This is a genomic window from Mesorhizobium sp. M0768 (assembly GCF_040320195.1).
Classification (GTDB): domain Bacteria; phylum Pseudomonadota; class Alphaproteobacteria; order Rhizobiales; family Rhizobiaceae; genus Mesorhizobium.
In genome coordinates this window covers 54906-78659 of record NZ_JAMYPD010000002.1, presented here as the reverse complement: position 1 = coordinate 78659, position 23754 = coordinate 54906, and the positions used below count along the sequence as shown (strand labels likewise).

The 23754-nt window shown below is 61.9% G+C and carries 22 protein-coding genes; 13 read left to right on the top strand and 9 right to left on the bottom strand.

Features of this window, described 5'->3' with window-relative positions; all coding sequences use genetic code 11:
- Nucleotides 1-34 precede the first annotated feature (34 nt).
- The 10 genes from nusA to NKI08_RS02680 all read left to right on the top strand — a co-directional run bounded on the left by nusA (nucleotide 35) and on the right by NKI08_RS02680 (nucleotide 12305).
- Nucleotides 35-1630, top strand: coding sequence for a transcription termination factor NusA (nusA, locus tag NKI08_RS02725; protein WP_352681242.1), 1596 nt, complete (start codon nucleotides 35-37; stop codon nucleotides 1628-1630).
- A gap of 38 nt (nucleotides 1631-1668) precedes the next feature.
- The gene (locus NKI08_RS02720) at nucleotides 1669-2319 is read left to right on the top strand and encodes an RNA-binding protein (protein ID WP_352541262.1); all 651 of its coding nucleotides are present in this window, start codon (nucleotides 1669-1671) and stop codon (nucleotides 2317-2319) included.
- Nucleotides 2316-4883: a translation initiation factor IF-2 gene (gene infB / locus NKI08_RS02715; RefSeq protein WP_352470067.1), complete on the top strand. Its 2568-nt coding sequence runs from the start codon at nucleotides 2316-2318 to the stop codon at nucleotides 4881-4883. The genes NKI08_RS02720 and infB overlap by 4 nt, the downstream gene beginning before the upstream one ends.
- A 16-nt stretch (nucleotides 4884-4899) precedes the next feature.
- On the top strand, nucleotides 4900-5472 hold the full coding sequence (locus tag NKI08_RS02710; RefSeq protein WP_352767038.1) for a hypothetical protein: 573 nt from the start codon (nucleotides 4900-4902) through the stop codon (nucleotides 5470-5472).
- Nucleotides 5473-5576: 104 nt separating this feature from the next.
- On the top strand, nucleotides 5577-6002 hold the full coding sequence (gene rbfA / locus NKI08_RS02705; RefSeq protein ID WP_352541264.1) for a 30S ribosome-binding factor RbfA: 426 nt from the start codon (nucleotides 5577-5579) through the stop codon (nucleotides 6000-6002).
- Complete coding sequence (truB, locus tag NKI08_RS02700; RefSeq protein WP_352541265.1) at nucleotides 6002-6955, top strand: tRNA pseudouridine(55) synthase TruB; 954 nt, start codon at nucleotides 6002-6004, stop codon at nucleotides 6953-6955. Before rbfA ends, truB begins: the two co-directional genes overlap by 1 nt.
- Nucleotides 6956-7101: 146 nt before the next feature.
- The gene (gene corA, locus NKI08_RS02695) at nucleotides 7102-8196 is read left to right on the top strand and encodes a magnesium/cobalt transporter CorA (protein ID WP_352767035.1); all 1095 of its coding nucleotides are present in this window, start codon (nucleotides 7102-7104) and stop codon (nucleotides 8194-8196) included.
- Nucleotides 8197-8336: 140 nt separating this feature from the next.
- Nucleotides 8337-8648, top strand: a complete 312-nt coding sequence (gene rpsO, locus NKI08_RS02690; protein WP_280940423.1) for a 30S ribosomal protein S15 — start codon at nucleotides 8337-8339, stop codon at nucleotides 8646-8648.
- 406 nt (nucleotides 8649-9054) lie between these two features.
- Entirely contained in the window at nucleotides 9055-11202 is a 2148-nt protein-coding gene (gene pnp, locus NKI08_RS02685; RefSeq protein WP_023676908.1) for a polyribonucleotide nucleotidyltransferase, read from the top strand.
- A gap of 89 nt (nucleotides 11203-11291) precedes the next feature.
- Nucleotides 11292-12305, top strand: a complete 1014-nt coding sequence (locus tag NKI08_RS02680) for a class I SAM-dependent methyltransferase (protein WP_352767033.1) — start codon at nucleotides 11292-11294, stop codon at nucleotides 12303-12305.
- Between the two features lie 36 nt (nucleotides 12306-12341).
- Here NKI08_RS02680 and fabI read toward each other — a convergent pair whose 3' ends face one another.
- The 3 genes from fabI to fabA form a co-directional block, all read right to left on the bottom strand.
- The gene (gene fabI / locus NKI08_RS02675) at nucleotides 12342-13154 is read right to left on the bottom strand and encodes an enoyl-ACP reductase FabI (protein ID WP_352613887.1); all 813 of its coding nucleotides are present in this window, start codon (nucleotides 13152-13154) and stop codon (nucleotides 12342-12344) included.
- A gap of 13 nt (nucleotides 13155-13167) precedes the next feature.
- Nucleotides 13168-14388 (bottom strand): beta-ketoacyl-ACP synthase I, encoded by a 1221-nt coding sequence (gene fabB, locus NKI08_RS02670; RefSeq protein WP_023676911.1) that lies wholly within the window; start codon nucleotides 14386-14388, stop codon nucleotides 13168-13170.
- 120 nt (nucleotides 14389-14508) lie between these two features.
- A complete protein-coding gene (gene fabA, locus NKI08_RS02665; RefSeq protein WP_352470073.1) occupies nucleotides 14509-15027 on the bottom strand; it encodes a 3-hydroxyacyl-[acyl-carrier-protein] dehydratase FabA in 519 nt (172 codons plus the stop codon).
- Nucleotides 15028-15267: 240 nt separating this feature from the next.
- On the opposite strand from fabA, the gene irrA reads away from it, so the two are divergent.
- Both irrA and NKI08_RS02655 read left to right on the top strand, forming a co-directional pair.
- A complete protein-coding gene (gene irrA / locus NKI08_RS02660; protein WP_023676913.1) occupies nucleotides 15268-15699 on the top strand; it encodes an iron response transcriptional regulator IrrA in 432 nt (143 codons plus the stop codon).
- 10 nt (nucleotides 15700-15709) lie between these two features.
- Complete coding sequence (locus NKI08_RS02655; protein ID WP_352613888.1) at nucleotides 15710-16069, top strand: DUF4260 domain-containing protein; 360 nt, start codon at nucleotides 15710-15712, stop codon at nucleotides 16067-16069.
- A gap of 81 nt (nucleotides 16070-16150) precedes the next feature.
- On the opposite strand, the gene NKI08_RS02650 is transcribed toward NKI08_RS02655, so the two are convergent.
- Nucleotides 16151-16708 carry an SH3 domain-containing protein gene (locus NKI08_RS02650; protein ID WP_352541270.1) on the bottom strand — a complete coding sequence of 186 codons (558 nt, stop codon included), beginning with the start codon at nucleotides 16706-16708 and terminating at the stop codon, nucleotides 16151-16153.
- Nucleotides 16709-16864: 156 nt separating this feature from the next.
- Between NKI08_RS02650 and NKI08_RS02645 the strand changes: the two genes are divergently transcribed.
- The gene (locus tag NKI08_RS02645; protein ID WP_352470076.1) at nucleotides 16865-17866 is read left to right on the top strand and encodes a 2-hydroxyacid dehydrogenase; all 1002 of its coding nucleotides are present in this window, start codon (nucleotides 16865-16867) and stop codon (nucleotides 17864-17866) included.
- A 64-nt stretch (nucleotides 17867-17930) separates the two neighbouring features.
- Here the strand turns inward: NKI08_RS02645 and NKI08_RS02640 are convergent, their stop codons facing one another.
- The 5 genes from NKI08_RS02640 to dnaA all read right to left on the bottom strand — a co-directional run bounded on the left by NKI08_RS02640 (nucleotide 17931) and on the right by dnaA (nucleotide 23294).
- Nucleotides 17931-18419 (bottom strand): GNAT family N-acetyltransferase, encoded by a 489-nt coding sequence (locus tag NKI08_RS02640; protein WP_352767029.1) that lies wholly within the window; start codon nucleotides 18417-18419, stop codon nucleotides 17931-17933.
- Entirely contained in the window at nucleotides 18416-19177 is a 762-nt protein-coding gene (locus NKI08_RS02635; protein WP_352470078.1) for a molybdopterin-synthase adenylyltransferase MoeB, read from the bottom strand. The genes NKI08_RS02640 and NKI08_RS02635 overlap by 4 nt, the downstream gene beginning before the upstream one ends.
- A gap of 76 nt (nucleotides 19178-19253) precedes the next feature.
- Entirely contained in the window at nucleotides 19254-20402 is a 1149-nt protein-coding gene (gene recF, locus NKI08_RS02630; RefSeq protein WP_352613891.1) for a DNA replication/repair protein RecF, read from the bottom strand.
- Nucleotides 20403-20428: 26 nt separating this feature from the next.
- Nucleotides 20429-21547, bottom strand: a complete 1119-nt coding sequence (dnaN, locus tag NKI08_RS02625) for a DNA polymerase III subunit beta (RefSeq protein ID WP_023676920.1) — start codon at nucleotides 21545-21547, stop codon at nucleotides 20429-20431.
- Between the two features lie 199 nt (nucleotides 21548-21746).
- On the bottom strand, nucleotides 21747-23294 hold the full coding sequence (gene dnaA, locus NKI08_RS02620; RefSeq protein ID WP_031211816.1) for a chromosomal replication initiator protein DnaA: 1548 nt from the start codon (nucleotides 23292-23294) through the stop codon (nucleotides 21747-21749).
- Nucleotides 23295-23754: the final 460 nt, after the last annotated feature.

Here is a 23754-nt window from a genome sequence, read left to right as displayed (position 1 = left end):
CGTAAAGGTCGGCAACAAGCTCGGGAGAAAGAAGATGGTTGTAAGCGCCAACAGGCTTGAACTGCTGCAGATCGCCGATGCGGTCGCGCGTGAAAAGTCGATCGACAAGTCGATCGTCATCGCCGCCATGGCCGATGCGATCCAGAAGGCCGCGCGCTCGCGCTACGGCCAGGAAACCAATATCCGCGCCGACATCAATGCCAACACCGGCGAGATGAAGCTGCAGCGGCTGATGGAAGTGGTCGAGAAGGTCGATGACTACGCGACACAGATTGCCATTTCCTCGGCGCGCGAGCGCAATCCGGACGCCCAACTCGGCGATTTCATTGCCGAACAGCTACCGCCGATGGATTTTGGCCGCATCGCCGCCCAGTCGGCCAAGCAGGTCATCGTGCAGAAGGTGCGCGAGGCCGAGCGGGACCGGCAATACGACGAATACAAGGACCGTATCGGCGAGATCGTCAACGGTACCGTCAAGCGCGTCGAATACGGCAACGTCATCGTCGATCTCGGCCGCGGCGAGGCGATCATCCGCCGCGACGAGCTGATTCCTCGCGAAAACTACAAATATGGCGATCGCGTCCGCGCCTATGTCTATGACGTGCGCCGCGAACAGCGCGGCCCGCAGATCTTCCTGTCGCGCACCCATCCGCAGTTCATGGCGAAGTTGTTCACCATGGAAGTGCCGGAAATCTACGACGGCATCATCGAGATCAAGTCGGTCGCCCGCGATCCGGGTTCGCGCGCCAAGATCGCTGTCATCTCGCGCGACAGCTCCATCGATCCGGTCGGTGCCTGCGTCGGTATGCGCGGCAGCCGCGTCCAGGCGGTCGTCGGTGAATTGCAGGGCGAGAAGATCGACATCATTCCTTGGTCGCCTTCGGCGGCGTCCTTCATTGTCAATGCATTGCAGCCGGCGGAAGTCGCCAAGGTCGTGCTCGACGAGGATGCCGAGCGCATCGAGGTCGTCGTTCCCGACGATCAGCTGTCGCTGGCCATCGGCCGCCGCGGCCAGAACGTCCGTCTTGCCTCGCAGCTCACCGGCTGGGATATCGACATCCTGACCGAGCAGGAAGAGAGCGAACGCCGCCAGAAGGAATTCGTCGAACGGTCGTCGCTGTTCATGGAAGCCCTCGACGTCGACGAGATGGTCGGCCAGGTGCTCGCTTCCGAAGGCTTCACCAGCGTCGAGGAGGTCGCGTATGTCGACTCCGGCGAAATCGCGTCGATCGACGGCTTCGACGAGGACACGGCTTCGGAAATCCAGACCCGCGCCCGCGAATATCTGGAGAAGATCGAAGCCCAGCATGACGAGAAGCGCAAGGCGCTCGGCGTCAAGGACGAGCTGCGCGAGATCCCCGGCATCACCACCGCCATGATGGTGACGCTCGGCGAGGACGGCGTGAAGACGATCGAGGATTTCGCCGGCTACGCCGCCGACGACCTGACCGGTTGGAAGGAACGCAAGGACGGCGAGACGAAGGTATTCCCGGGTGTGCTCGCCAACCACGGCGTATCACGCGCCGATGCCGAGCAGATGGTCCTGGCCGCTCGCCTGAAGGCTGGCTGGATCACCGAAGACGAGCTTGCCGCCGAGGGCGTGCCGGCTGACGAAACCGTCGGTGCGTGAGGTGAAACCGCATCGCACCGAACCCGCCCTTGGACGAGATGAACGATCGCACCTGCATCGTCACCCGCAGGCAAGCCGAACCGGATGAACTGATCCGTTTCGTCGTCGGCCCGGGTTCGGCCGTCGTTCCGGACATCAAGAGAAACCTGCCCGGCCGCGGTTGCTGGGTGACGGCCGACCGCCTACATATAGAAAAGGCAGCGGCCAAAAATCTGTTTGCCCGTGCTTTTAAGGCGCAGGTGAGCGTGCCGGCCGATCTTGGCGGCATGGTCGACGCGCTACTTTCCAGGTCCGCTCTGGGCATGCTTGGCCTGGCCCGCAAGGCGGGCGCCATAGCGCTCGGAGCGACCAAGGTCGAGAGCGCCGTGCGCGGCGGACTTGCACTTTTCGTGCTCCACGCGACCGAGGCTTCCGACGATGGCGTCCGCAAGATAAGCCAGGCGCGACGGGCAACCGTCCACCTTGGCGGGCCTGCGATCCGCGCTTACAAACTTTTCTCCGAGGCCGAGTTGAGCTTGGCATTGGGGGGTACAAATGTGATACATGCTGCCGTTCTCGCGGGAGACGCGGGCAGGGCGGTCCAGAAGCGCATGGTTGCGCTCGACCGATATCGGGGCGGTTCCCCGGACGATCTGGCAATGCTTGCGGCCGTTGCTGACGAAGATGATGCCGCAGAGGATATGGAATGAGCGATACGAAATCGGGCGACGACAAGACGCTGAGTGTTACGCCGAAGAAGACCTTGACGCTGAAGCGCCCCGGCATGGAACAGGGCACGGTGCGCCAGAACTTCTCGCACGGCCGCACCAAGTCGGTGGTCGTCGAGACCAAGAAGCGCAAGTTCTCGCTGCCCGGCGACAAGCCGGAGCCGGCGGCAGCGCCTGTGTCCGTCTTCACGCCGAAGCCGGTCGCGGCAGCGCCTGCCGTGCAGGAAGCTCCCAAGGCGCCTCCCCCTCCGCCGCCGGTCGAACGCGGCGGCATGGTGCTGAACGAGTTGTCGCGCCAGGAAATGGAAGCACGCCGCCGGGCTCTCGAGGGCTCGAAGGTCCGCGATGTCGAGGATCGCCAGCGCGCCATCGAGGAAGCCAAGCGCCGCAGCGAGGACGAAGAGCGCCGCCGCCGCGAGCGCGAGGAATCGGCTCGCCGTCAGGCCGAGGAAGAGGCACGGCTGCAAGCCGAGGCCGAATCCCGCCGCCGTGCCGAGGAAGAGGCGCGCCGCCGTGCGCCGCTCGCCGCCGAACTGGCAACAGTCGATGACGAGGAAGAGGTCAAACCGAAGCGGACCGGTGCCGGCGCACCAGTGCGCCGTCTGGTTACGCCGGAAGTGGCGCGTCCGGCCAAACCGACCAAGGGCGAGGAAGACCGCCGCCGCGGCAAGCTGACTCTGAATTCGGCGCTTTCCGACGAGGATGCGCGCGCCCGCTCGCTCTCGTCGATGCGCCGCCGTCAGGAGAAATTCAAGCGCGCGTTGCATAACGAGCCACGCGAGAAAGTCATGCGTGAAGTGATCCTGCCCGAAACCATCACCATCCAGGAGCTGGCGCAGCGCATGTCCGAGCGCGCTGTCGACGTGGTCAAGTTCTTCATGAAGCAGGGCCAGATCCTGAAGCCTGGTGACGTCATCGACGCCGACACGGCCGAACTCGTCGCCACCGAATTTGGCCACACGGTCCGCCGCGTCGCCGAGTCCGACATCGAAGAGGGCTTGTTCAACATCGCCGATCGTCCCGAGGACCTGCAGCCGCGTCCGCCGGTGGTAACGATCATGGGTCATGTCGATCACGGCAAGACCTCGTTGCTCGATGCCATCCGCAATGCCAACGTCGTCTCCGGCGAGGCCGGCGGCATTACCCAGCATATCGGCGCCTATCAGGTCGAGAAGAACGCTCACAAGGTTACCTTCATCGACACGCCCGGCCACGCCGCCTTCACGGCAATGCGTGCCCGCGGTGCCCAGGCGACCGATATCGCCATCCTCGTGGTGGCAGCCGACGACAGCGTCATGCCGCAGACGATCGAATCGATCAATCACGCCAAGGCGGCCGGCGTTCCGATCATTGTGGCGATCAACAAGATCGACAAGCATGACGCCGACCCGCAGAAGGTGCGTTCGGAACTGCTGCGCCACGAGGTGTTCGTCGAATCCATGGGCGGTGAGGTGCTGGATGTCGAGGTGTCGGCGACCAAGGGCATCAATCTCGACAAGTTGCTCGAAGCGATCCTGCTGCAGGCCGAAATCCTCGACCTGAAGGCCAATCCGGACCGCACCGCCGAAGGCGTGGTCATCGAAGCCCAGCTCGACAAGGGCCGCGGCCCAGTCGCTACCGTGCTGGTGCAGACCGGCACGTTGATGCCGGGCGACATTCTCGTCGCCGGCAACGAATGGGGCCGGGTACGCGCACTCGTCAATGATCGCGGCGAGCAGGTCAAGGAAGCGCCGCCGGCAATGCCGGTGGAGGTGCTCGGCCTGCAAGGCACGCCGCAGGCCGGCGACCGCTTCGCCGTGGTCAACAACGAAGCCCGCGCCCGCGAGATCACCGAATATCGCCAGCGTCTGGCGCGTGAGAAGGCGGTGGCCAGGCATGCCGGCCAGCGCGGCTCGCTTGAACAGATGATGTCGCAGTTGCAGACCAGCGGATTGAAGGAATTCCCGCTGGTCATCAAGGGCGACGTGCAGGGCTCGATCGAGGCGATCAACGCCGCGCTCGACAATCTCGGCACCGACGAGGTGCGCGCCCGCATCGTCCATGCGGGGGCTGGCGGCATTACCGAAAGCGACGTGTCGCTGGCGGAAACTTCGGGGGCTGCGATCATCGGCTTCAACGTTCGCGCCAATGCGCAGGCCCGCGCAGCCGCGGCTGCGGCAGGCATCGAGATCCGCTACTATTCGATCATCTACAATCTGGTCGATGATGTGAAAGCGGCGCTCTCCGGCCTGCTCTCGCCGGAGCGTCGCGAGACCTTCATCGGCAATGCCGAGATCCTCGAGATCTTCGACATCACCAAGGTCGGCAAGATCGCCGGCTGCCGTGTCACCGAAGGCAAGGTCGAGCGTGGTGCGGGCGTCCGCCTGATCCGGGACAACGTCGTCATCCACGAAGGCACGCTGAAGACCCTGAAGCGCTTCAAGGACGAGGTTTCGGAAGTTCCGGGCGGCCAGGAATGCGGCATGGCCTTCCAGAACTACGAGGACATGCGCGTCGGCGACGTCATCGAGTGCTTCCGCGTCGAGATGGTGACCAGGACGCTGTAAAGCGCTTGGCACCGATATGGGCCAGGACGCTTCAAATCTGGAAGGTATGTTCCCTCTATGGGAATATACCTTCCAAACAAATGATACGCAGCTTAAACGTGCTGCGCGTTCGTTTTCCGACCTGCGGTATGGTCGATCCAGGCGTTGGATTCTCACAGGTCTTGCTTGGCTGATTTTGATAGCCTCAGTTCTTTTGATTATCTGGACATCTGCGTTGGCCGTCGCTCTGCTGGAGTACCTTTCAAAGGGCGTGGTCTCCAGTGAGACAATTTACGTTCTCGCCCCAATTGCGATGGGGACTATATATATTATAGTAGCTCGTAGTTTTTTTGGTTTCTTTAAAAGGAAAGTAAATAATAAGAAAATTGGCAATATCACCGAACCGGTAAAGATCTTCGATGGGTATATTATTCAGTTTTTGGACGAGAACTCGATAAAGAATCGAAGGATAGAACGGGTGCAACTGAGCAACGACTACCTGTTTTTCCTCATAGATAACGGTACCCGTTTCGTTTTTATCCCAAGGGATGTCGTTCCCGCCGATGCGCTCGAGAAAATAAAAATCTGGGCAACTCAGGCTCGGTCGTAGAACGAAGACCTATTAAGGTCAGTTGCCCAGGGTAGCCAAACCTGCCCAACGGCGTTAAGTCAGCGGTTTGAGGCGGTTCGAACCCGCGCGAAGGAAGAATTTTCATGCCAAGACCACCATCGGCTGGCCCATCCCAGCGTATGCTTCGCGTCGGCGAGCAGGTGCGCCATGCTCTGTCGGAAACCTTGCAACGTGGCGAGATCCTCGATCCGTTGATCGAGAATGCCGTGGTGTCGGTCTCGGAAGTGCGCATGTCGCCCGATCTGAAGATCGCCACCGCCTTCGTCTCGCCGCTTGGCGCCAAGGATGCCGGCGTGGTGGTCGAAGCGCTCAACAAGCATGCGAAGTTCGTCCGCGGCCGTGTCTCCGGCGCGCTGCGGCAGATGAAGTACATGCCGGAATTCCGCTTCCGGCTCGACACCAGCTACGACAATTTCCAGAAGATCAACGAATTGCTGCACTCGCCCGAAGTGGCGCGCGATCTCAGCGCCGACGACAAAGACAAAGACGACCGGAAGGACAGCGAATAGTGGCGCGTCGCGGCAAGAAGAAGGGCCGGCCGATCTCGGGCTGGCTGGTACTGGACAAGCCGGTCGGCATGGGCTCGACTGAAGCCGTCGCCAAGATCAAATGGCTGTTCCAGGCGGAAAAGGCCGGCCATGCCGGCACGCTCGACCCGCTGGCGTCCGGCATGCTGCCGATCGCGCTCGGCGAAGCGACCAAGACCGTGCCATACGTCCAGGACGGCGCCAAGGTCTACCGCTTCACGGTTGCCTGGGGCGAGGAGCGTTCGACCGACGACCTCGAAGGCCCGGCGACCAAAAGCTCGGACCGCCGTCCGGCGGAAGCCGACGTACGGGCGCTGCTTTCGAAATATACCGGCGTCATCATGCAGACGCCGCCGCAATTTTCGGCGATCAAGATCGCCGGCGAGCGCGCCTACGACCTTGCCCGCGATGGCGAGACGATCGACATTCCGCCACGCGAGGTAGAGATCGGCCGGCTCGACCTGGTCGAGCACATGGCAGATCGCACCATCTTCGAGGTCGAATGCGGCAAGGGCACCTATGTCCGCTCGCTGGCGCGCGACATGGGGCGCGACCTTGGCTGTTTTGGTCACATCGCCGAGCTGCGGCGGGTCGAGGTCGAGCCGTTCACGCAGGAAGATTTCGTCACCTTGGCCGAGTTGGAGGCCGCCCGCTTCGGCGAGCAGGGCGAGCCGCAAGCAGCAGACGCGCCGATCGACTTCGGTACCATCGATGCCCTTCTGCTCGACACCGCCGCGGCGCTCGAATGCTTGCCGCAGGTTGCGATCAGCGACGATGCGGCAACCAAAATCCGCCTCGGCAATCCGGTCATCATTCGCGGCCGTGACGCGCCGGTAGAAGCGGAGGAGGCCTGCGCCACCGCGCGCGGCAAGCTGGTCGCCATCGGCGCCATCGAGCAAGGCATGTTCAAGCCAAAGCGGGTCTTTGTCGGGTAACAGCTGTCGCCCGGCGCATGATCTCCAAACCGGATTCTATTTTGGGAAAGGATCATGCGCTAAATCAACAGGCCTACGGCGTCGTTTGCAGTCCGAAAGGATGCGCTGCGCTGTAGTGCCGTTCGACGCTGCACTCGAGGGGGCACATGGCAAAGGCTGACACGGTCAACAAACGAGCGGCGCTCAAAACACGGAGGCCGCCGGTCGGGGCTTCGCCCGGCACGCTGATCGCCGACCCGGCGGCACGCCGTTCCGAGCTCAGGCTGACGTTGATCTCGCCCGAAAAGTTCAAGACCATCGACAATGCCAGCATCGACGACGTCAACACCCATTGCCACAATTGGCCGGTTATCTGGCTCGATTGCACAGGCCTCGCCAACATCCAGCTGATCGAGGAGATCGGCCGGATCTTCAACCTGCATCCGTTGGCGCTGGAAGATGTCGTCAACACCGGCCAGCGGCCGAAGGTGGATTTCTTCGAGGACCATGCCTTTGCCGTCGTCAGGATGATCGACGATGTCACCGCGCATCGCTACGAACAGATCGCCGTCTTCTTCGGCAGGAACTTCGTCGTCACCTTCCAGGAGCGCGAAGGCGACCCGTTCGATCCCGTGCGCAAGCGGATCGCAAGCTCGGTGCCCAACCGCTTGCGCTCGCGCGGCGCCGACTATCTCGCCTATGCTTTGATCGACGCCATCGTCGACAGCTATTTCCCGCCGATCGAGGCTGCCGGCGAATTGGTCGACAGCATTGAGGACCAAATGCTGAACCAGGCGCACAAGCATCAGATGCGGCAGCTTCACGAATTGCGGCGCGATGCCAATGTGCTGAAGGGCGTGCTTTGGCCGATGCGCGACGCGCTGGCGACCATGATCCGCAACGACGTCTCTTATGTGAAGGCCGAAACCAAGATATTTCTGAACGACACGCTCGATCATTCGCTGCGATTGATCGAACTGGTCGAAACCCAGCGCGACATGCTGACCGGCCTGATCGAGATGCACTTGTCGCTCAGCCAGGCGCGCACCAACGACGTCATCAGCTATCTGACGATCGTCTCGGTGATCTTCATGCCGCTTACCTTTCTCGTCGGCGTATGGGGCATGAATTTCGACCCCGACACCTCGCCCTGGAACATGCCGGAGCTGAAGGCCTATTACGGCTATCCGCTGTCGCTCGCCTTCATGGCGCTTGTTGCGGTCGGGCTCTTTGCGTACTTCAAATGGAAGAAATGGCTCTGACTAGGCGGAAGTGCCCGTTTATGCAGCAAAAAGCCGGCTTGTGAATTAGGCTGGCCTTTTTGTCGGAATTGCACTATATGCGCCGCAGCTTCGCGCTTTGACGCGTTGCTTGCACCGGCCCCTGCTGGACGACATCCCGGCTGAGGGCGTCCCGTTTCCTCAAACAGACAAGGAAAAACACGATGTCGATTACTGCCGAACGCAAGAAGGAATTGATGGGCGAATTCGCAACCGCCAAGGGCGATACCGGGTCTCCGGAAGTCCAGGTGGCCATCCTTTCCGAGCGCATCAAGAACCTGACCGATCATTTCAAGGACCACAAGAAGGATAACCATTCCCGCCGTGGTCTGCTCGCTCTCGTTTCCCAGCGCCGCAGCCTGCTTGATTATCTCAAGCGCAAGGACGACGCGCGCTATCAGACGCTGATCGAGAAGCTCGGTCTGCGCCGTTGACGAATTGACCGGCGGGTTCTTTCGAGAGCCCGCCGGTCGCGCATTGGAGCATCGGGTCATCCAAGGCTCCATGAAGGAAGTAGAGCGCCGCGCATCGGTTTGGATGCGCAAAGGACGCTCTGAAGTTTAGATTTGCGCAGGATATTTTCCGAAAACCTGGTTTTCGGGTTCACGCGCAAGGCCACTCGGATCGATTGGCCAACCCGGTTTCGAACAGCAGAGGGCCGCTCGAAACCGCCCATGGACGGTCATGGGGCAGGATTGCAGGACGCTCGTGCGGCAAATGCGCTGAATAGCCGAGCTTCCCGTTGTCTTGCCCGTGGCTGCCCGAGAAAGGAAGCCAAGGGAAAGGGGCATCCGCGCACGCTGAAACGGCGCGGCCCTTTCCGCATACGAAGGACAAGACATGTTCAATTACCACAAAGTGGAAATCGAATGGGGCGGCCGTCCGCTCATTCTCGAAACCGGCAAGATCGCACGTCAGGCTGATGGCGCGGTGCTGGCCACCTACGGCGAAACCAAGGTTCTCGCCACCGTCGTCTCGATGAAAGAGCCGAAACCCGGCCTCGATTTCTTCCCGCTGACGGTCAACTACCAGGAGAAGACTTACGCCGCCGGCAAGATCCCGGGTGGCTATTTCAAGCGTGAAGGCCGTCCGAGCGAGAAGGAAACGCTGGTTTCCCGCCTGATCGACCGCCCGATCCGGCCGCTCTTCGCCGAAGGCTACAAGAACGACACCCAGATCGTCGTCACCGTCGTCCAGCACGATCTCGAAAATGACCCGGACATCCTGTCGATCGTCGCCACCTCCGCCGCCCTGACCTTGTCCGGCGTGCCGTTCATGGGTCCGGTTGGCGGCGCCCGCGTCGGCTACATCAACGGCGAATACGTGCTCAACCCGCATGTCGACGAGATGCAGGAATCGAAGCTCGACCTAGTCGTCGCCGGCACCGCCGACGCCGTGCTGATGGTCGAGTCCGAAGCCAAGGAACTCGGCGAGGACCTTATGCTCGGCGCCGTCATGTTCGGCCACAGGGGCTTCCAGCCGGTGATCGACGCGATCATCAAGCTGGCTGAAGTCGCGGCAAAGGACCCGCGCGACTTCAACGCGCCGGACTATTCCGCACTTGAAGCCGAGATGCTCAAGATCGTCGAAGGCGAGCTTCGCGACGCCTACAAGATCACCGACAAGCAGAAGCGCTATGCCGCCGTCGACGCCGTCAAGGCGAAGGTCAAGGCCGCGTTCGCGCCGGCAGAAGGCGAAGAGGCCAAATACACGTCCGAACAGATCGGCACCGTGTTCAAGGAGCTCCAGGCCAAGGTCGTGCGCTGGAACATCCTCGACACCGGCTCGCGCATCGACGGCCGCGACCTGAAGACGGTCCGCAAGATCGTCTCGGAAGTCGGCGTCCTGCCGCGCACGCACGGCTCGGCGCTGTTCACTCGCGGCGAGACCCAGGCGCTGGTCGTCGCCACGCTCGGCACCGGCGAGGACGAGCAGTATGTCGATTCGTTGACCGGCATGTACAAGGAGAAGTTCCTCCTGCACTACAACTTCCCTCCCTATTCGGTCGGTGAAACCGGCCGCATGGGTTCGCCGGGCCGCCGCGAAATCGGCCATGGCAAGCTCGCCTGGCGCGCCATCCGGCCGATGCTGCCGACCGCCGACCAGTTCCCCTATACGTTGCGCGTCGTTTCGGAGATCACCGAGTCCAACGGCTCGTCGTCGATGGCTACCGTCTGCGGCACCTCGCTGGCTCTGATGGACGCGGGCGTGCCGCTTGCCAAGCCGGTCGCCGGCATTGCGATGGGCCTGATCAAGGAAGGCGAGCGCTTCGCCGTGCTCTCCGACATCCTTGGCGACGAGGACCACCTCGGCGACATGGACTTCAAGGTTGCCGGCACCGCCTACGGCATCACCTCGCTGCAGATGGACATCAAGATCGAGGGCATCACCGAGGAGATCATGAAGATCGCCCTCGACCAGGCCAAGGATGGCCGTCAGTACATTCTCGGCGAAATGGCCCACGCGCTGTCCGGCGCACGTGCCGAGCTCGGCGAGTTCGCGCCGCGCATCGAGGTCATGCACATCCCGACCGACAAGATCCGCGACGTGATCGGCTCGGGCGGCAAGGTCATCCGCGAGATCGTCGAAAAGACCGGCGCCAAGATCAACATCGAGGACGACGGCACCGTCAAGATCGCCTCGGCCAATGCCAAGGAGATCGAGGCGGCGAAGAAGTGGATACACACCATCGTCGCCGAGCCGGAAGTCGGTGAAATCTACGAAGGCACGGTCGTCAAGACCGCCGACTTCGGCGCTTTCGTCAATTTCTTCGGTCCGCGTGACGGCCTCGTCCACATCTCGCAACTCGCCAATGACCGCGTCGCCAAGACCTCCGATGTGGTCAAGGAAGGCGACAAGGTCTGGGTCAAGCTGATGGGCTTCGACGAGCGCGGCAAGGTCCGCCTGTCGATGAAGGTCGTCGACCAGGCCACCGGCAAGGAAATCGTTCGCGACAAGAAGAGCGAAGGCGAAGAAAACGCCGCCTAAGCTGATCTAACTATGCAATCGAAGCGGGCGCGCCGGAAGGTCGCGCCCGTTTGCGTTTCAACAACAGCCTTGCAGTTCAAGAGTGGTGAATGTCCGCCGAGCCGCTGAAAACGCTTTTCCATCCGTTCGAGGCCGGTGCTGTCTCCCTGCCACGAAAGGATGAACGCATACTCTTTCTCGGTGCCGAGCCCGGCTTTCGCTTGCCGGAAAGTTTTGATGCCAAGCTTCATCTTGTCCAAGGCTTCAGGCCGCACTTTCGCGCCTTGCAGGCGTCCGGCTTCGCGGTCACGCCGCAGGTCGAAGGCGAGGCTTTCGACGCGGCATTTGTGCTCGCTGGCCGCCATCGCGGCCAAAACGAGTTGCGCGTTGCCGAAGCGGTCGAACGCGCAGCACCAGGCGGGTTGATCGTCGTCGCCGGCAGCAAGGACGATGGAATCGCCAGCCTGCGCAAGCATGTCGGCGCCCTTGTGCCGCTCGAAGGCCACCTGCCGAAGCATCACGGCATTGCCTTCTGGTTTCGCCGGCCGGCCGATACCGTTGCCGCGGCAACGCTTCGCGCCGCCAATCCGGACTTGGTGGTCGAGGACCGCTTCCGCACGGCCCCAGGCATGTTTTCCTTCGACAAGATCGATGCCGGATCGAAGCTGCTAGTCGAAAATCTGCCCAACGATCTGCGTGGCAGCGTTGCGGACTTCTGTGCCGGTTGGGGCTATGTCGCCGCCGAAGTCGCCGCCCGCTCACCCGGCATATCGGCGCTTGACCTTTACGAAGCGGATTTCGAGGCGCTGGAGGCGGCCAAGGCCAATGTCGGCAACACAGGCGTGGAGCCACGTTTCTTCTGGATAGATCTGTTGAGCGAACCGGTCGAGCGCCGCTACGACGTGGTCGTCATGAACCCGCCCTTTCACCGCAGCCGGGCGACTGAGCCGGAAATCGGTGCCGGCATGATCCGCGCGGCAGGCAAGGCGCTGAAGCCCGGCGGCCGGCTGTTCATGGTGGCAAACCGCCAGCTTCCCTACGAACCGGTGCTGGCGGCCGCCTTCTCCAGCCATGCGGAGCTCGCCCGCGACGGCATGTTCAAGGTCTTATCGGCGCGACGCTGAAATCCTGCGGGGCAAGCCGGCGATACGTCGCTCGCGCTATTCCCGCCCGCCGTCGGTCTGCTTCAATTCGTCAAGCGTCGGCATGGAAACGATGTGATAGCCGGAATCGACATAATGGATTTCGCCGGTGACGCCGGAGGACAGGTCGGACAGCAAATAGAGCGCGGAGCCGCCGACTTCATCGATCGTCACTGTACGGCGTAGCGGCGAGTTGCGCTGCTGGTAGGAGAACATGTGGCGTGCGTCGGAAATCCCGGCGCCCGCAAGCGTCCGTACCGGTCCCGCCGATATGCCGTTCACCCTGATGCCGCGCGGGCCGTAGTCGTTGGCGAGATAGCGGACGCTGGCCTCCAGCCCCGCCTTGGCGACACCCATAACGTTGTAGTTCGGCATGACACGGACCGAACCGGCATAGGTCAGCGTGACCATCGAACCGCTATCCTTCATCAATGTGGCGGCGTGACGGGCGATCTCGGTGAAGGAGTAGCAGGAGATCACCATGGTGCGGATGAAGTTGTCGCGGCTCGTGTCGGCGTAGAGGCCTTTCAGCTCGTTCTTGTCGGAAAAGCCGATGGCATGGACGACGAAATCCAGCCCGCCCCACGCCTTCCCCAAAGTCTCGAAAGTCGCGGCGACCGACACGCTGTCCTCGACGTCGCAAGGCACCACCAGGGATGCGCCCAATTTCTCGGCGAGCGGCTTGACCCGGCGCCCGAAGGCCTCGCCCTGATAGGTGAAGGCGAGGTCCGCGCCATGTTCGGACAGTTTGCGGGCGATACCCCAGGCGATCGAATGATCGTTGGCAACACCCATGACAAGCCCGCGCTTGCCCTTCATCAATCCGTCCATGGTCGGCAAATCCTTATGCGGAATAGCGCTGGAAAATCAGCGTTGCGTTGGTGCCACCGAAACCGAACGAATTGGACAAAACGGTGTCGATCCTTGCATCGTCGATGCGCTTGCGCACGATCGGCATGCCCTCGAATTCCGGATCGAGGTTCTCAATGTGGGCGCTCTCGCCGATGAAGCCGCCTTGCATCATCAGGATCGAGTAGATCGATTCCTGCACGCCGGCGGCGCCCAGAGAATGGCCGGTTAACGATTTGGTCGACGTGATGAAAGGCATCTTCTCGCCGAACACCTCGCGGATGGCGCCCATTTCCTTGGAGTCGCCGACCGGCGTCGAGGTGCCGTGCGTATTGATGTAGTCGACCGGCGAGGACACCGTTGCGAGCGCCTGCTTCATGCAGCGCGCCGCGCCTTCGCCCGACGGCGCCACCATGTCGTAGCCGTCCGATGTCGCGCCATAGCCGACGATCTCGGCATAGATCTTGGCGCCGCGTGCCTTGGCATGCTCGAGCTCTTCAAGAATCAGCACGCCGGCGCCGCCGGCAATGACGAAACCGTCGCGATCGACGTCGTAGGCGCGTGAGGCGACCGACGCCCTGTCGTTGAACTTGGACGACATGGCGCCCATGGCATCGAAGAGATCCGACATCGTCCAGTCGAGATCCTCATGGCCGCCGGCGAAGACGATGTCCTGCTTGCCCCACTGAATCAGCTCGTAGCCATTGCCGATGCAATGCGCAGACGTCGAGCAGGCCGATGAGATCGAATAGTTGACGCCGTGGATCTTGAACCAGGTGGCAAGCGTCGCCGACGCGGTCGACGACATCGCTTTTGGCACCGCGAACGGCCCGATCCGCTTGGGGCTGCCGTTTTTGATCGTGGTCTCGGCCGCCTCGACGATTGCACGGGTCGACGGTCCGCCGGAGCCCATCACGATACCGGTGCGCTCATTGGTGATGTCGGCCTCGTCGAGGCCGGCGTCTGCGATCGCCTGGTCCATTGCGACATGGTTCCAGGCAGCACCCTGCGACAGGAAGCGCATGGCGCGACGGTCGATCATGCCCGACGGGTCCAGCGTCGGCGCACCCCACACCCGGCAACGGAAGCCATGCTCGGCGAAAGAGTCGGAGAAGCTGATGCCGGATCTGGCATCGTGCAGCGAGGTCTGCACCTCGTTGGCATTGTTGCCTATCGACGACACGATGCCGAGACCTGTGACTACGACCCGTCTCATTCGCAACTCCTTCCAGCGGACCCCGAACCTGAAATCAATTTCCGGAATGGAACCATGCGCAAAATTAAAGTGCTACAGCGTTCATCAGACGTCCAAGACGTCGTACTGCAGGGTCTTCGTTCAGACGGCGGCCGATTGCTTGGACAGACCGACCTTCAGATCCGTTGCCGCGTATATGGGCTCGCCATCTGCCTTCAGCCAGCCATCGGCGATGCCAAGCACAAGCCGACCGCGCATCACGCGCTTGAAGTCGACGCCATACTCCACCTTCTTGACCGAAGGCGTGACCATGCCTTTGAACCTCACCTCACCGGTCGACAGCGCCATCCCCTTGCCGGGTTCACCGAGCCATCCGAGATAGAACCCCGTCAACTGCCACATGGCGTCCAGGCCCAGGCATCCCGGCATGATCGGATTACCGATGAAATGGCAGGCGAAAAACCACAAATCCGGCTTGATGTCGAATTCCGCGCGGATGAAACCCTTGTCGAACGCACCGCCGGTCTCGCTGATCTCGGTGATGCGGTCGAACATCAGCATCGGCGGATAGGGCAACTGCGCATTTCCCGGTCCGAACAGCTCGCCGCGGGCGCAGGCAAGCAATTCCTCGTAACCGTAGCTGGATTTCGGATCCGCCATCAATCTCGTCCCCGTGATCGTCCCGCGCGAAAGGAGCCCTTGTCGGTGGTTTCCTAACACAATCTGTTTCAGGCCGGAAACCGGCGTTTGCGCTTAACCTGCCCGTCTGCCCGGGTCAATGCGCGCTATTGATCGCATTCGGTCGACAGAATATATGTCAGGACACGTCCAGTTTCGGCAGATGCTCAATTTCTGCCATTTTGGACCTGTCTGAGGCGGAACTGTGAGCGCGACGGATAGATGGATCTGGGTTGCCGGAAGGATAATGTCGCTGTGGACAAGCGGGTTCGTGAGGCCGGTCTGAGGCCGACACGCCAGCGCATCGCGCTGGCCGATCTGCTTTTCGCCAAGGGCGACCGCCATCTTTCGGCCGAGGAACTGCACGAGGAGGCGCTTGCCGCCGGCGTGCCGGTGTCTCTGGCCACCGTCTACAATGCTCTGCACCAGTTTACCCAGGCCGGTCTTCTGCGCATCCTTGCCGTCGAGGGATCGAAGACTTATTTCGACACCAACACCTCCGATCACCATCATTTCTATATCGAGGGCGAAAACAGGATCTTCGATATCGACAGCGGCCCGGTGACGGTTTCCAACCTGCCGGAGCCGCCGGAGGGCATGGAGATCGCCAATGTCGATATCGTGGTGAGACTGCGTCCGAAACGCTGCGACTGACCGGCATCTTATGAAATTCCTGGATTTGACGCTCCGGCTCGAATGGGTCGCCGTCGCGGTGGCGGCTCTTGTCTTCTATGCAATCGCCGGTGTTTCCTGGTGGCTGTTTGCCGTGCTCATTCTGGCGCCCGACCTGTCGATGCTGGGTTACATCGCCGGGCCGCGCGTCGGGGCCGTCGCCTACAACGCCTTGCACACACTGATCTTGCCCGTTCTGCTGGCGCTTCTCGGCAGCGTCTTTGACAATGCAATGGCGATAGCTGTCGCGCTGATCTGGATCGCCCACATCGCCATCGACCGCGCTCTGGGCTACGGTTTGAAGCTGTCAAGCAGTTTCCAGGATACCCATCTCGGCCGCATCGGCCGCTAAACCATCCCCGAACCGAAGATCAGCGAAACAAATGCCGGATCCGGTGCTTCCAGCGCTGGCCCGACCTGCGGTTCGGAAAAGTCAGTTCTTGACCTTTTCGCCGGGATAGGCACCCCAGACCAGCGACTGCGCGAGCCAGCCGGTATGGCCGTCGAAGGTCATTTCGCACCACTGGCCATCGCAGGACTTGATCGTGCCCATCACCCCCGGTTCGAGGATCGCGATGACGCCTGCGTCTTTTGCCGGGTCGTCAAGGAGGTTGACGCGAGCGTCCTTGCCGCGCTGCCAGGGGGCGACGATCGCCGTGCGACGGCCCGAAAGCAGCGACTGATTGATCCAGCCTTCCGAGCCGTCGGCATCACGCACACGGCGCCACGTATCGAACTCCTGGATGATCTCCATCGGCAGGCCTGGCTTCATATACATCCAGTCGACGGAATAATTGACGCCCGGCCCAACGCGCGAGTTGACGCGGCCGGATTTCAGGCTGACGAAGCGCGGCAGCGGCAAGCCGCTTGGTCCGAGCGTGATGCTCTGGGCGGGTGCGGCGGCACTTTGCGCCATCACCAGTGGGCTATGGATGAGAGCGCCGAGGAATGCTGCACTGAGGGTCAGGCGGAGCGACGCGAAACCAGACACTTTCGTTCCTTTCGGCACCGGCCCATCGGCCTTCGCCCCTTTTTCTTTGTCTTCGGCGGAACCGCTTGTTACATGAATGACCGGTACCGCGATCGGCTCTCAGTTTCGCCGTTCTTGGTTAAAGAGGTCTCAACGAGATCGGGTTCGAGGAAAACAATGGCAGGCAAAAAGAAGCCCCTCGTCGTCATCACGCGCAAATTGCCCGACCCGGTCGAGACCCGCATGCGCGAGTTGTTCGACGCCCGCTTGAATGTGGAGGACAGGCCGATGACGCAGCCGGAACTGGTGGCTGCGGTCAAGGAGGCCGATGTGCTGGTGCCGACCGTCACCGATAATATCGACGCGGCGCTGATTGCCCAGGCCGGCGACAACCTCAAGCTGATCGCCAATTTCGGCAATGGGGTAGACAAGATCGACGTTGCGGCAGCGGCCAAGAAAGGCATCACCGTGACCAACACGCCGAACGTGCTGACCGAAGATACGGCCGACATGACCATGGCGCTGATGCTGGCCGTACCGCGGCGGCTGGCCGAAGGCGCCAACGTGCTGACCGGCGATAAGAAATGGGCGGGCTGGTCGCCGACCTGGATGCTCGGCCGGCGCATTTGGGGCAAACGGCTCGGCATTGTCGGCATGGGTCGCATCGGCACCGCCGTCGCCAGGCGTGCCAAGGCGTTTGGCCTCTCGATCCACTACCACAACCGCCACCGCGTACTGCCGGCAATCGAGGACGAGTTGGAAGCCACGTATTGGGAAAGCCTTGACCAGATGCTCGCCCGCATGGACATTATCTCGGTCAATTGTCCATCGACACCGGCAACCTTCCACCTGCTTTCGGCGCGGCGGCTGGCGCTTCTGCAACCGTCAGCTTACATAGTCAACACCGCGCGCGGCGATATCATCGATGAGGAATCGCTGGTCAAGCTCATCCATGACGGCAAGATCGCCGGCGCCGGCCTCGACGTCTACGAGCACGAGCCGGCGCTGAACAGCAAGCTGCTGAAACTCGCCCACAAAGGCAAGGTCGTGCTGTTGCCGCATATGGGCTCGGCGACGCTCGAAGGCCGTATCGACATGGGCGAGAAGGTAATCATCAACATCCGCGCCTTCTTCGACGGTCATCGCCCGCCCGACCGCGTGCTGCCGCTGCGGGCGTGACCGGCCATCGTGGCAGCGAATTCTGGTCGCGGCAGCTGCCTGCTCGCTTTTGGATAGCGTTTGCTTACAAAAGCACCTTGCGCATGGTGATTGAGGTCGGCCGGTCGTAACCTTTGTGTGCTGTCCGTTCGGTTTCGCGAAAGCCGAGGCGGGCGAAGGCAGCGTGGTTTCCAGTCAGTTCGACCCGGGTCTGGAGCTCGATGGCGGCCCTGTTGCGGCTGCGGGCAAGATCTTCGACGGCCTGCATCAGCTGTTTTCCAATGCCTTGTCCCTGAAGCGTCGGCTCGACCGCGAGCTTTCCAATATAGAGGTCGTCTGCGCGCTTCAGGACGAAGACGCAACCGACGATCTCGTTTCCCTTCAGTGCCAGGAATGCTGTCTCCTCCAGCGCTCTAGCCCTGAGATTTTCAACGGTGAGCCGATGCGCCGAGGACGGCGGGTCAATAACCTCGTCCATAAAGGCGAAGGCGCGCATGACCAGCGCCAGCACCTCGTCCCAACGGTCGAAATCGGCCGCAAGCTGCACGATGGAAACGTCGGCAGGCAGGCTCATGGGCTGGTTCGCTTGTAGCGGATCGTGTCGAAGCGTGCCGCCAGCGCATCGTAGAGCAGCAGTCGTCCGACCAGCGGCTCGCCAATCCCGGTGATCAGCTTGATCGCTTCCATGGCTTGCAGCGTGCCGATGACCCCGGTCAGCGCCCCGACAATGCCGGCCACCGCGCAGGATGGCACAAGTCCCGGCGGCGGCGCCTCGGGAAAGAGATCGCGGTAGCTTGGGTTCAACTTGCCGTCCGGGCCGGTTTCGAATGGCTTCAGTACGGTGACCGAGCCGTCGAAGCGGCCAACGGCGGCATGCACGAGCGGCCGGCTTTCCGCGGCGCAGGCGTCGGCCACCGCGTAGCGTGTCTCGAAATTGTCGGAGCCGTCAACGACGATGTCATAACGGGCAATGAGGGTAGGGGCGTTGTCGACGGTCAGCCTGAAATTGTGCTCTTCCACGACGACGTTTGGATTGATGCGGATGATCGCCGCTCTGGCACTGTCGGTTTTTGCCATGCCGACCATGTCCGTGCCGTGGATCACTTGTCGTTGCAGGTTGGAAAGCGAAACGATGTCGTCGTCGACGATACCGAGAGTGCCAATCCCTGCGGCGGCGAGATATTCGAGCACAGGCGCTCCCAATCCGCCGGCGCCAATGACGAGCACCCGCGCCCGCTTCAGCCGCTGCTGGCCGGCGCCGCCGATCTCGGGCAGCACGATGTGGCGGGCGTAGCGTTCGAGCTCTTCATCGGTGAGGGCGGCTGTGATCATCGCCGGACCATATAGCGGAGGAAAAAGCTTGTCAGGTATCAATGCATGCCGCTCAGAAGTGCGCCATGAACCAAGTTCAAATGGTCGGCCTGACCGTGCCGTGATCGACGGTCAGGAATTGCGCGCGTCCCTTGAGGCTGTCAAACAACGCGGCATCGGTCCCGGTCATGAAGGCCTGGCAGTTTAGTTCCTCCAGGATCGAGAACAAGGCCGCCCGTCGACCGCCGTCGAGATGGGCGGCGATCTCGTCGAGCAGCAGGATCGGTGTCATGCCCGACATCTCACCGGTTAGCCGCGCATGCGACAAGACAATGCCGACCAGCAGCGCCTTCTGCTCGCCGGTCGAACAGAGCTCGGCCGGCATCGCCTTGGGCCGGTGGCGCACCACGAGGTCGGAACGGTGCGGGCCGTCGAGCGTGCGTCCGGCGGTGCGGTCGCGGTCGCGCCCCTGGACAAGCGCACGACGGAACCGTTCCTCTACGTCGACGGCCGGCAAAATACCGAGTTCGCCTTCCAGTTCGCCAGAGATGCCGATGTCGGCTTGCGGAAACGGTCCGTCGCCGGGCAGCCGGTCGATCATGGCGGCGAGCAGGCGCACCAGTTCGGCACGCGCCGCGGCAATCGCCACGCCGGTCTCGGCCATTTGCATCTCGATCGCATCGAACCAGGCACCGTCGCGTGAACCGTCGGCGAGCAGTCTGTTGCGGCCGCGCATTGCCTTTTCGTAGTCAAGCGCGCGCTGGCCGTGGCCAGGATCGATCGCCAGCACCAGCCGATCTAGGAAGCGCCGGCGGTCGGCAGCCGGCCCGGGGAACAGGCCGTCCATGGCCGGTGTCAGCCAGACCACGCGCAGCCATTCCAGCATGTCTTCGGCTGAGCGTGCCGTCGCGCCGTTGATCCGCACCCGCCGGCCGGCTTCGCCGTCGCTGCCCGATATTCCGGTACCGATCTCGACCTGGCCTTCCGGCCCGTCAAGCCGGGCATGCAGCGCAAAGCCACCGTCGCCGCCTTCGCGCGCCACCTCGGAATAGGGTGCGCGGCGCAGGCCGCGGCCCGGCGTGAGCAGCGAGATCGCTTCAAGCAGATTGGTCTTGCCGGCGCCATTGTCGCCGGAGAAAACGACAGCGCCGGGATCAAGGTCGATTGCCAACGCCGCATAGTTGCGGAAATTCGTAAGTATGAGCTTACTTATGTACGTCTGCTGCGGTTTTGCAGATCTGGTCACGACAGCAAGATGGCCCCGTTCGGGCCCTACACCCGCATCGGCATCAGCACGTAGAGCGCGGTCTCGTCGGCCATATCGTGGATCAGTGTCGGGGAACCGGCATCCGCCAGCATGAACTTCGCCTCCGTGCCGGTCAGTTGCGCGGCAACGTCGAGCAGGTATTTGGCGTTGAAGCCGATTTCAATCGGATCGGACGAATAGTCGGCCGCCAGTTCCTCGGTGGCACTGCCCGAATCCGGGTTGTTGACCGCAAGCGTGACCTGCCCTTCGGCGATCGAAAGCTTCACCGCCCGGCCGCGTTCGGACGAAATGGTCGAAACGCGATCGACGGCAGCGGCGAAACTCTGGCGATCGATAATCAGCTTCTTGTCGTTGCCGGTCGGAATGACGCGCTGGTAGTCCGGGAAAGTGCCGTCGATCAGCTTGGAGGTCAAGATAACGCTGCCGATGGTGAAACGGATCTTGGTGTCGGACAACTCGGTGGTGACTGCAACATCGGGATCGTCGACCAGCTTTTGCAGCTCGCTGACCGTCTTTCGCGGGATTATGACGCCAGGCATGCCCTCAGAGCCTGCCGGCGCATCGATCTCGGCGCGCGCCAGCCGGTGGCCGTCGGTCGCGACAGAGCGCAGCTTCAGCTTGCCGCCGGCCTCGTGCGTGTGCAGATAAATGCCGTTCAGATAATAGCGCGTCTCCTCGGTCGAGATGGCAAACTGGGTCTTTTCGATGAGGCCCTTTAGTCCGACGGAATCGAGCCGGAAAATATGCGAGAACGACCCGGCTGAAAGCTCGGGAAAGTCGGACTGCGGCAGGCATTGCAGGCGGAAGCTCGAGCGCCCCGACGTCACCGTCATGGCGTTGCCGTCTTCGTCGGTCTTCAGCGCCACCTCCGCGCCGTCGGCAAGCTTGCGCACGATGTCGTAGAGCAGATGTGCCGGGACCGTCGTCGCCCCGCCACGTTCGACCTTTGCCGGCGTTGCTTCGGTCACCTCCAGGTCGAGGTCGGTCGCCTTCATTTCAAGGCTGGCCCCCTCGGCGCTGAGCAGCACGTTCGACAGGATCGGAATGGTATTGCGCCGCTCGACCACGCGGTGAACATGGTTGAGCGACTTCAGGAGATTTGACCGTTCCAGGATAACACGCATGACAAAACAGGCTCGCTTGAATGAATGAACGGGTCTCCGGCAAGCGGCGCCCCGCGAAAGGTCTGAACAGGCTCAGAATCTGCGTAAACTGACAGGAAAAACCCGGCAAACGCAAGCCCGCGCCACCGGTTCGGACCGGCTGCACGGGCTTTCTGGGGATAAAAAGGCCGGAGTCCGCGAGCCGGCGTTTTTCGGGCCGTCAGGCCTGGTCGTTGATCAGCCTTCTCAGCAATTCGAGTTCCTGCGCCAGTGTGTTGTCGGCACCGGAAAGATCCTCGATCTTGCGCACCGCATGCAGCACGGTCGTATGGTCACGACCGCCGAACCGCCGCCCGATCTCCGGCAGCGAGCGCGGCGTCATCACCTTCGACAGATACATGGCGACCTGCCGTGGCTTGACGATGGTGCGTGTGCGCCGGTTGGACAGAAGTTCGGTCTTCGACACGTTGTAGTGGCGCGCGACGATGCGCTGGATGTCCTCGATACGCACCCGCTTGGGTTCGCCCGAACGATAGATGTGGCCAAGGATCTCGTCGATGCGGTCGATGGTGATCTGCGGTTCGAAGGATTGACGAAACAAAAGCTGGTTGAAGGCACCTTCGAGCTCGCGTCCGCTGCCGGTCACCGTGCGGGCGACGTGGTTGAGGATCTCTTCGGAAATATCGAGCGACGCATCGTCGAGCTTGGCGGTGGCAAGCCTGAGCTTGAGCATACCGATACGCATGGCGAAATCCGGGGCTGACATTTCCAGCGCGACGCCGCCGTTGAGGCGCGAGCGGACGCGTGGCTCCAGCGACTCCAATTCCGACGGCGGCCGGTCGGCAGCGACCACCACTTGCTTGGCGCTGTCGAGCAGCATGTTGATTAAATGGCAGAATTCGTGCTGGATCGACTTGCCCTGCAGGAACTGCATGTCGTCGATGATGAGGAGGTCGATGTCGCGCAGCTGTTCTTTCAGCGTCAGTGCGTTGTTGTCGCGGATCGCGGTGGCGAACCGCCACATGAAATACTCAGCCGTCAGATAGACGACCCGCGATTTCGGATTCTGCTTCAGCGATTCTGCGGCGATCGCCTGCAACAGGTGCGTTTTGCCCAGCCCGACCGTCGCGTGAAGAAAGAGCGGATTGAAACGCACCGCGCTCGACTGCGATTCCGCGACCGCCTTGGCGGCGGCAAAAGCCACTCGGTTCGATGGTCCTTCGATGAAGGAGGTGAAAGTATAGCGTGGATCGAGTGGCGAACCGAGAACATTGTGCCGGAACTCGGTTTCTGCCGGCATCCCCGGGCGGGGTACCGGGACCCGTTCGACCCTGCTGGGGCTCGCCGTGCCCGCAGAGAGCGCGGTTTGCGTCTGCCTGGTCATCTTGCGCGCCGGGGCCACTTCTGGCTCGACGCTGTTGCGGCCCTGCCGTGTGGCGGTGCGAACCACGATCTCGATCTTGAGGATTTCCGGATCCTCGTGCTTCCACAACTCGGTGATGAGATCGAGATAGTGGCCGTTGATCCATGAACGCAGGAATGCGGTTGGCACTGAGATGCGGACAATGCCCTTAGAGGATTCAGCGACCTTCATGCGCCCGAACCAGCTCGAATAGACCTCGGTTCCCAGACGCGCCTTCAACTGGGCCTTGACCCGATCGAACTTCTGTTCAGCTTCATTGGAAGCCGCCATGTCGTTCCTTCCGATTAACGTTCCAGGAAATGGGAGGTCGCCTGTAAGCTCCCTTTCGATGCCGCCGCTCTGCATGATCGAGTTCCTTGTCTCTTGTACCTGTTTTCCGCCGGGGATGCGCCTCCTGCATCCATGTTTCCGGCGACCGTGTCTTCGCTGCGACACCATCGCCGCCGCCGGGCTGATGAATCGCCTCGTTGTCGGTCCGGCGCCGAAGAGCCGATCCGCTTTGGTCATGTCAGGGCAACAAAATGCCGCCCGGCGAAAAACCGCCGGCGCACCGTCGACCTGCCATGTACAATTACGCCAGTCCCCTACCGTATCGAAAAGACAAACCAACCCCGTCCGCGGAGTTGAATCCGCGCTGTAAACTCTGCCAATTTGAGCTGGCCGGTTTCAGGCTGGTCAAGGGCCAAGGGCCCGTCCCTTCGATGGACAGACATTACCGAAATCGCTGTGGATAGGGCAAGGCCACCCCTAACGGATTTTTAAGGAATCTGACTAGCAAGGGACGTTTCGAACGCCATGCCGCAAC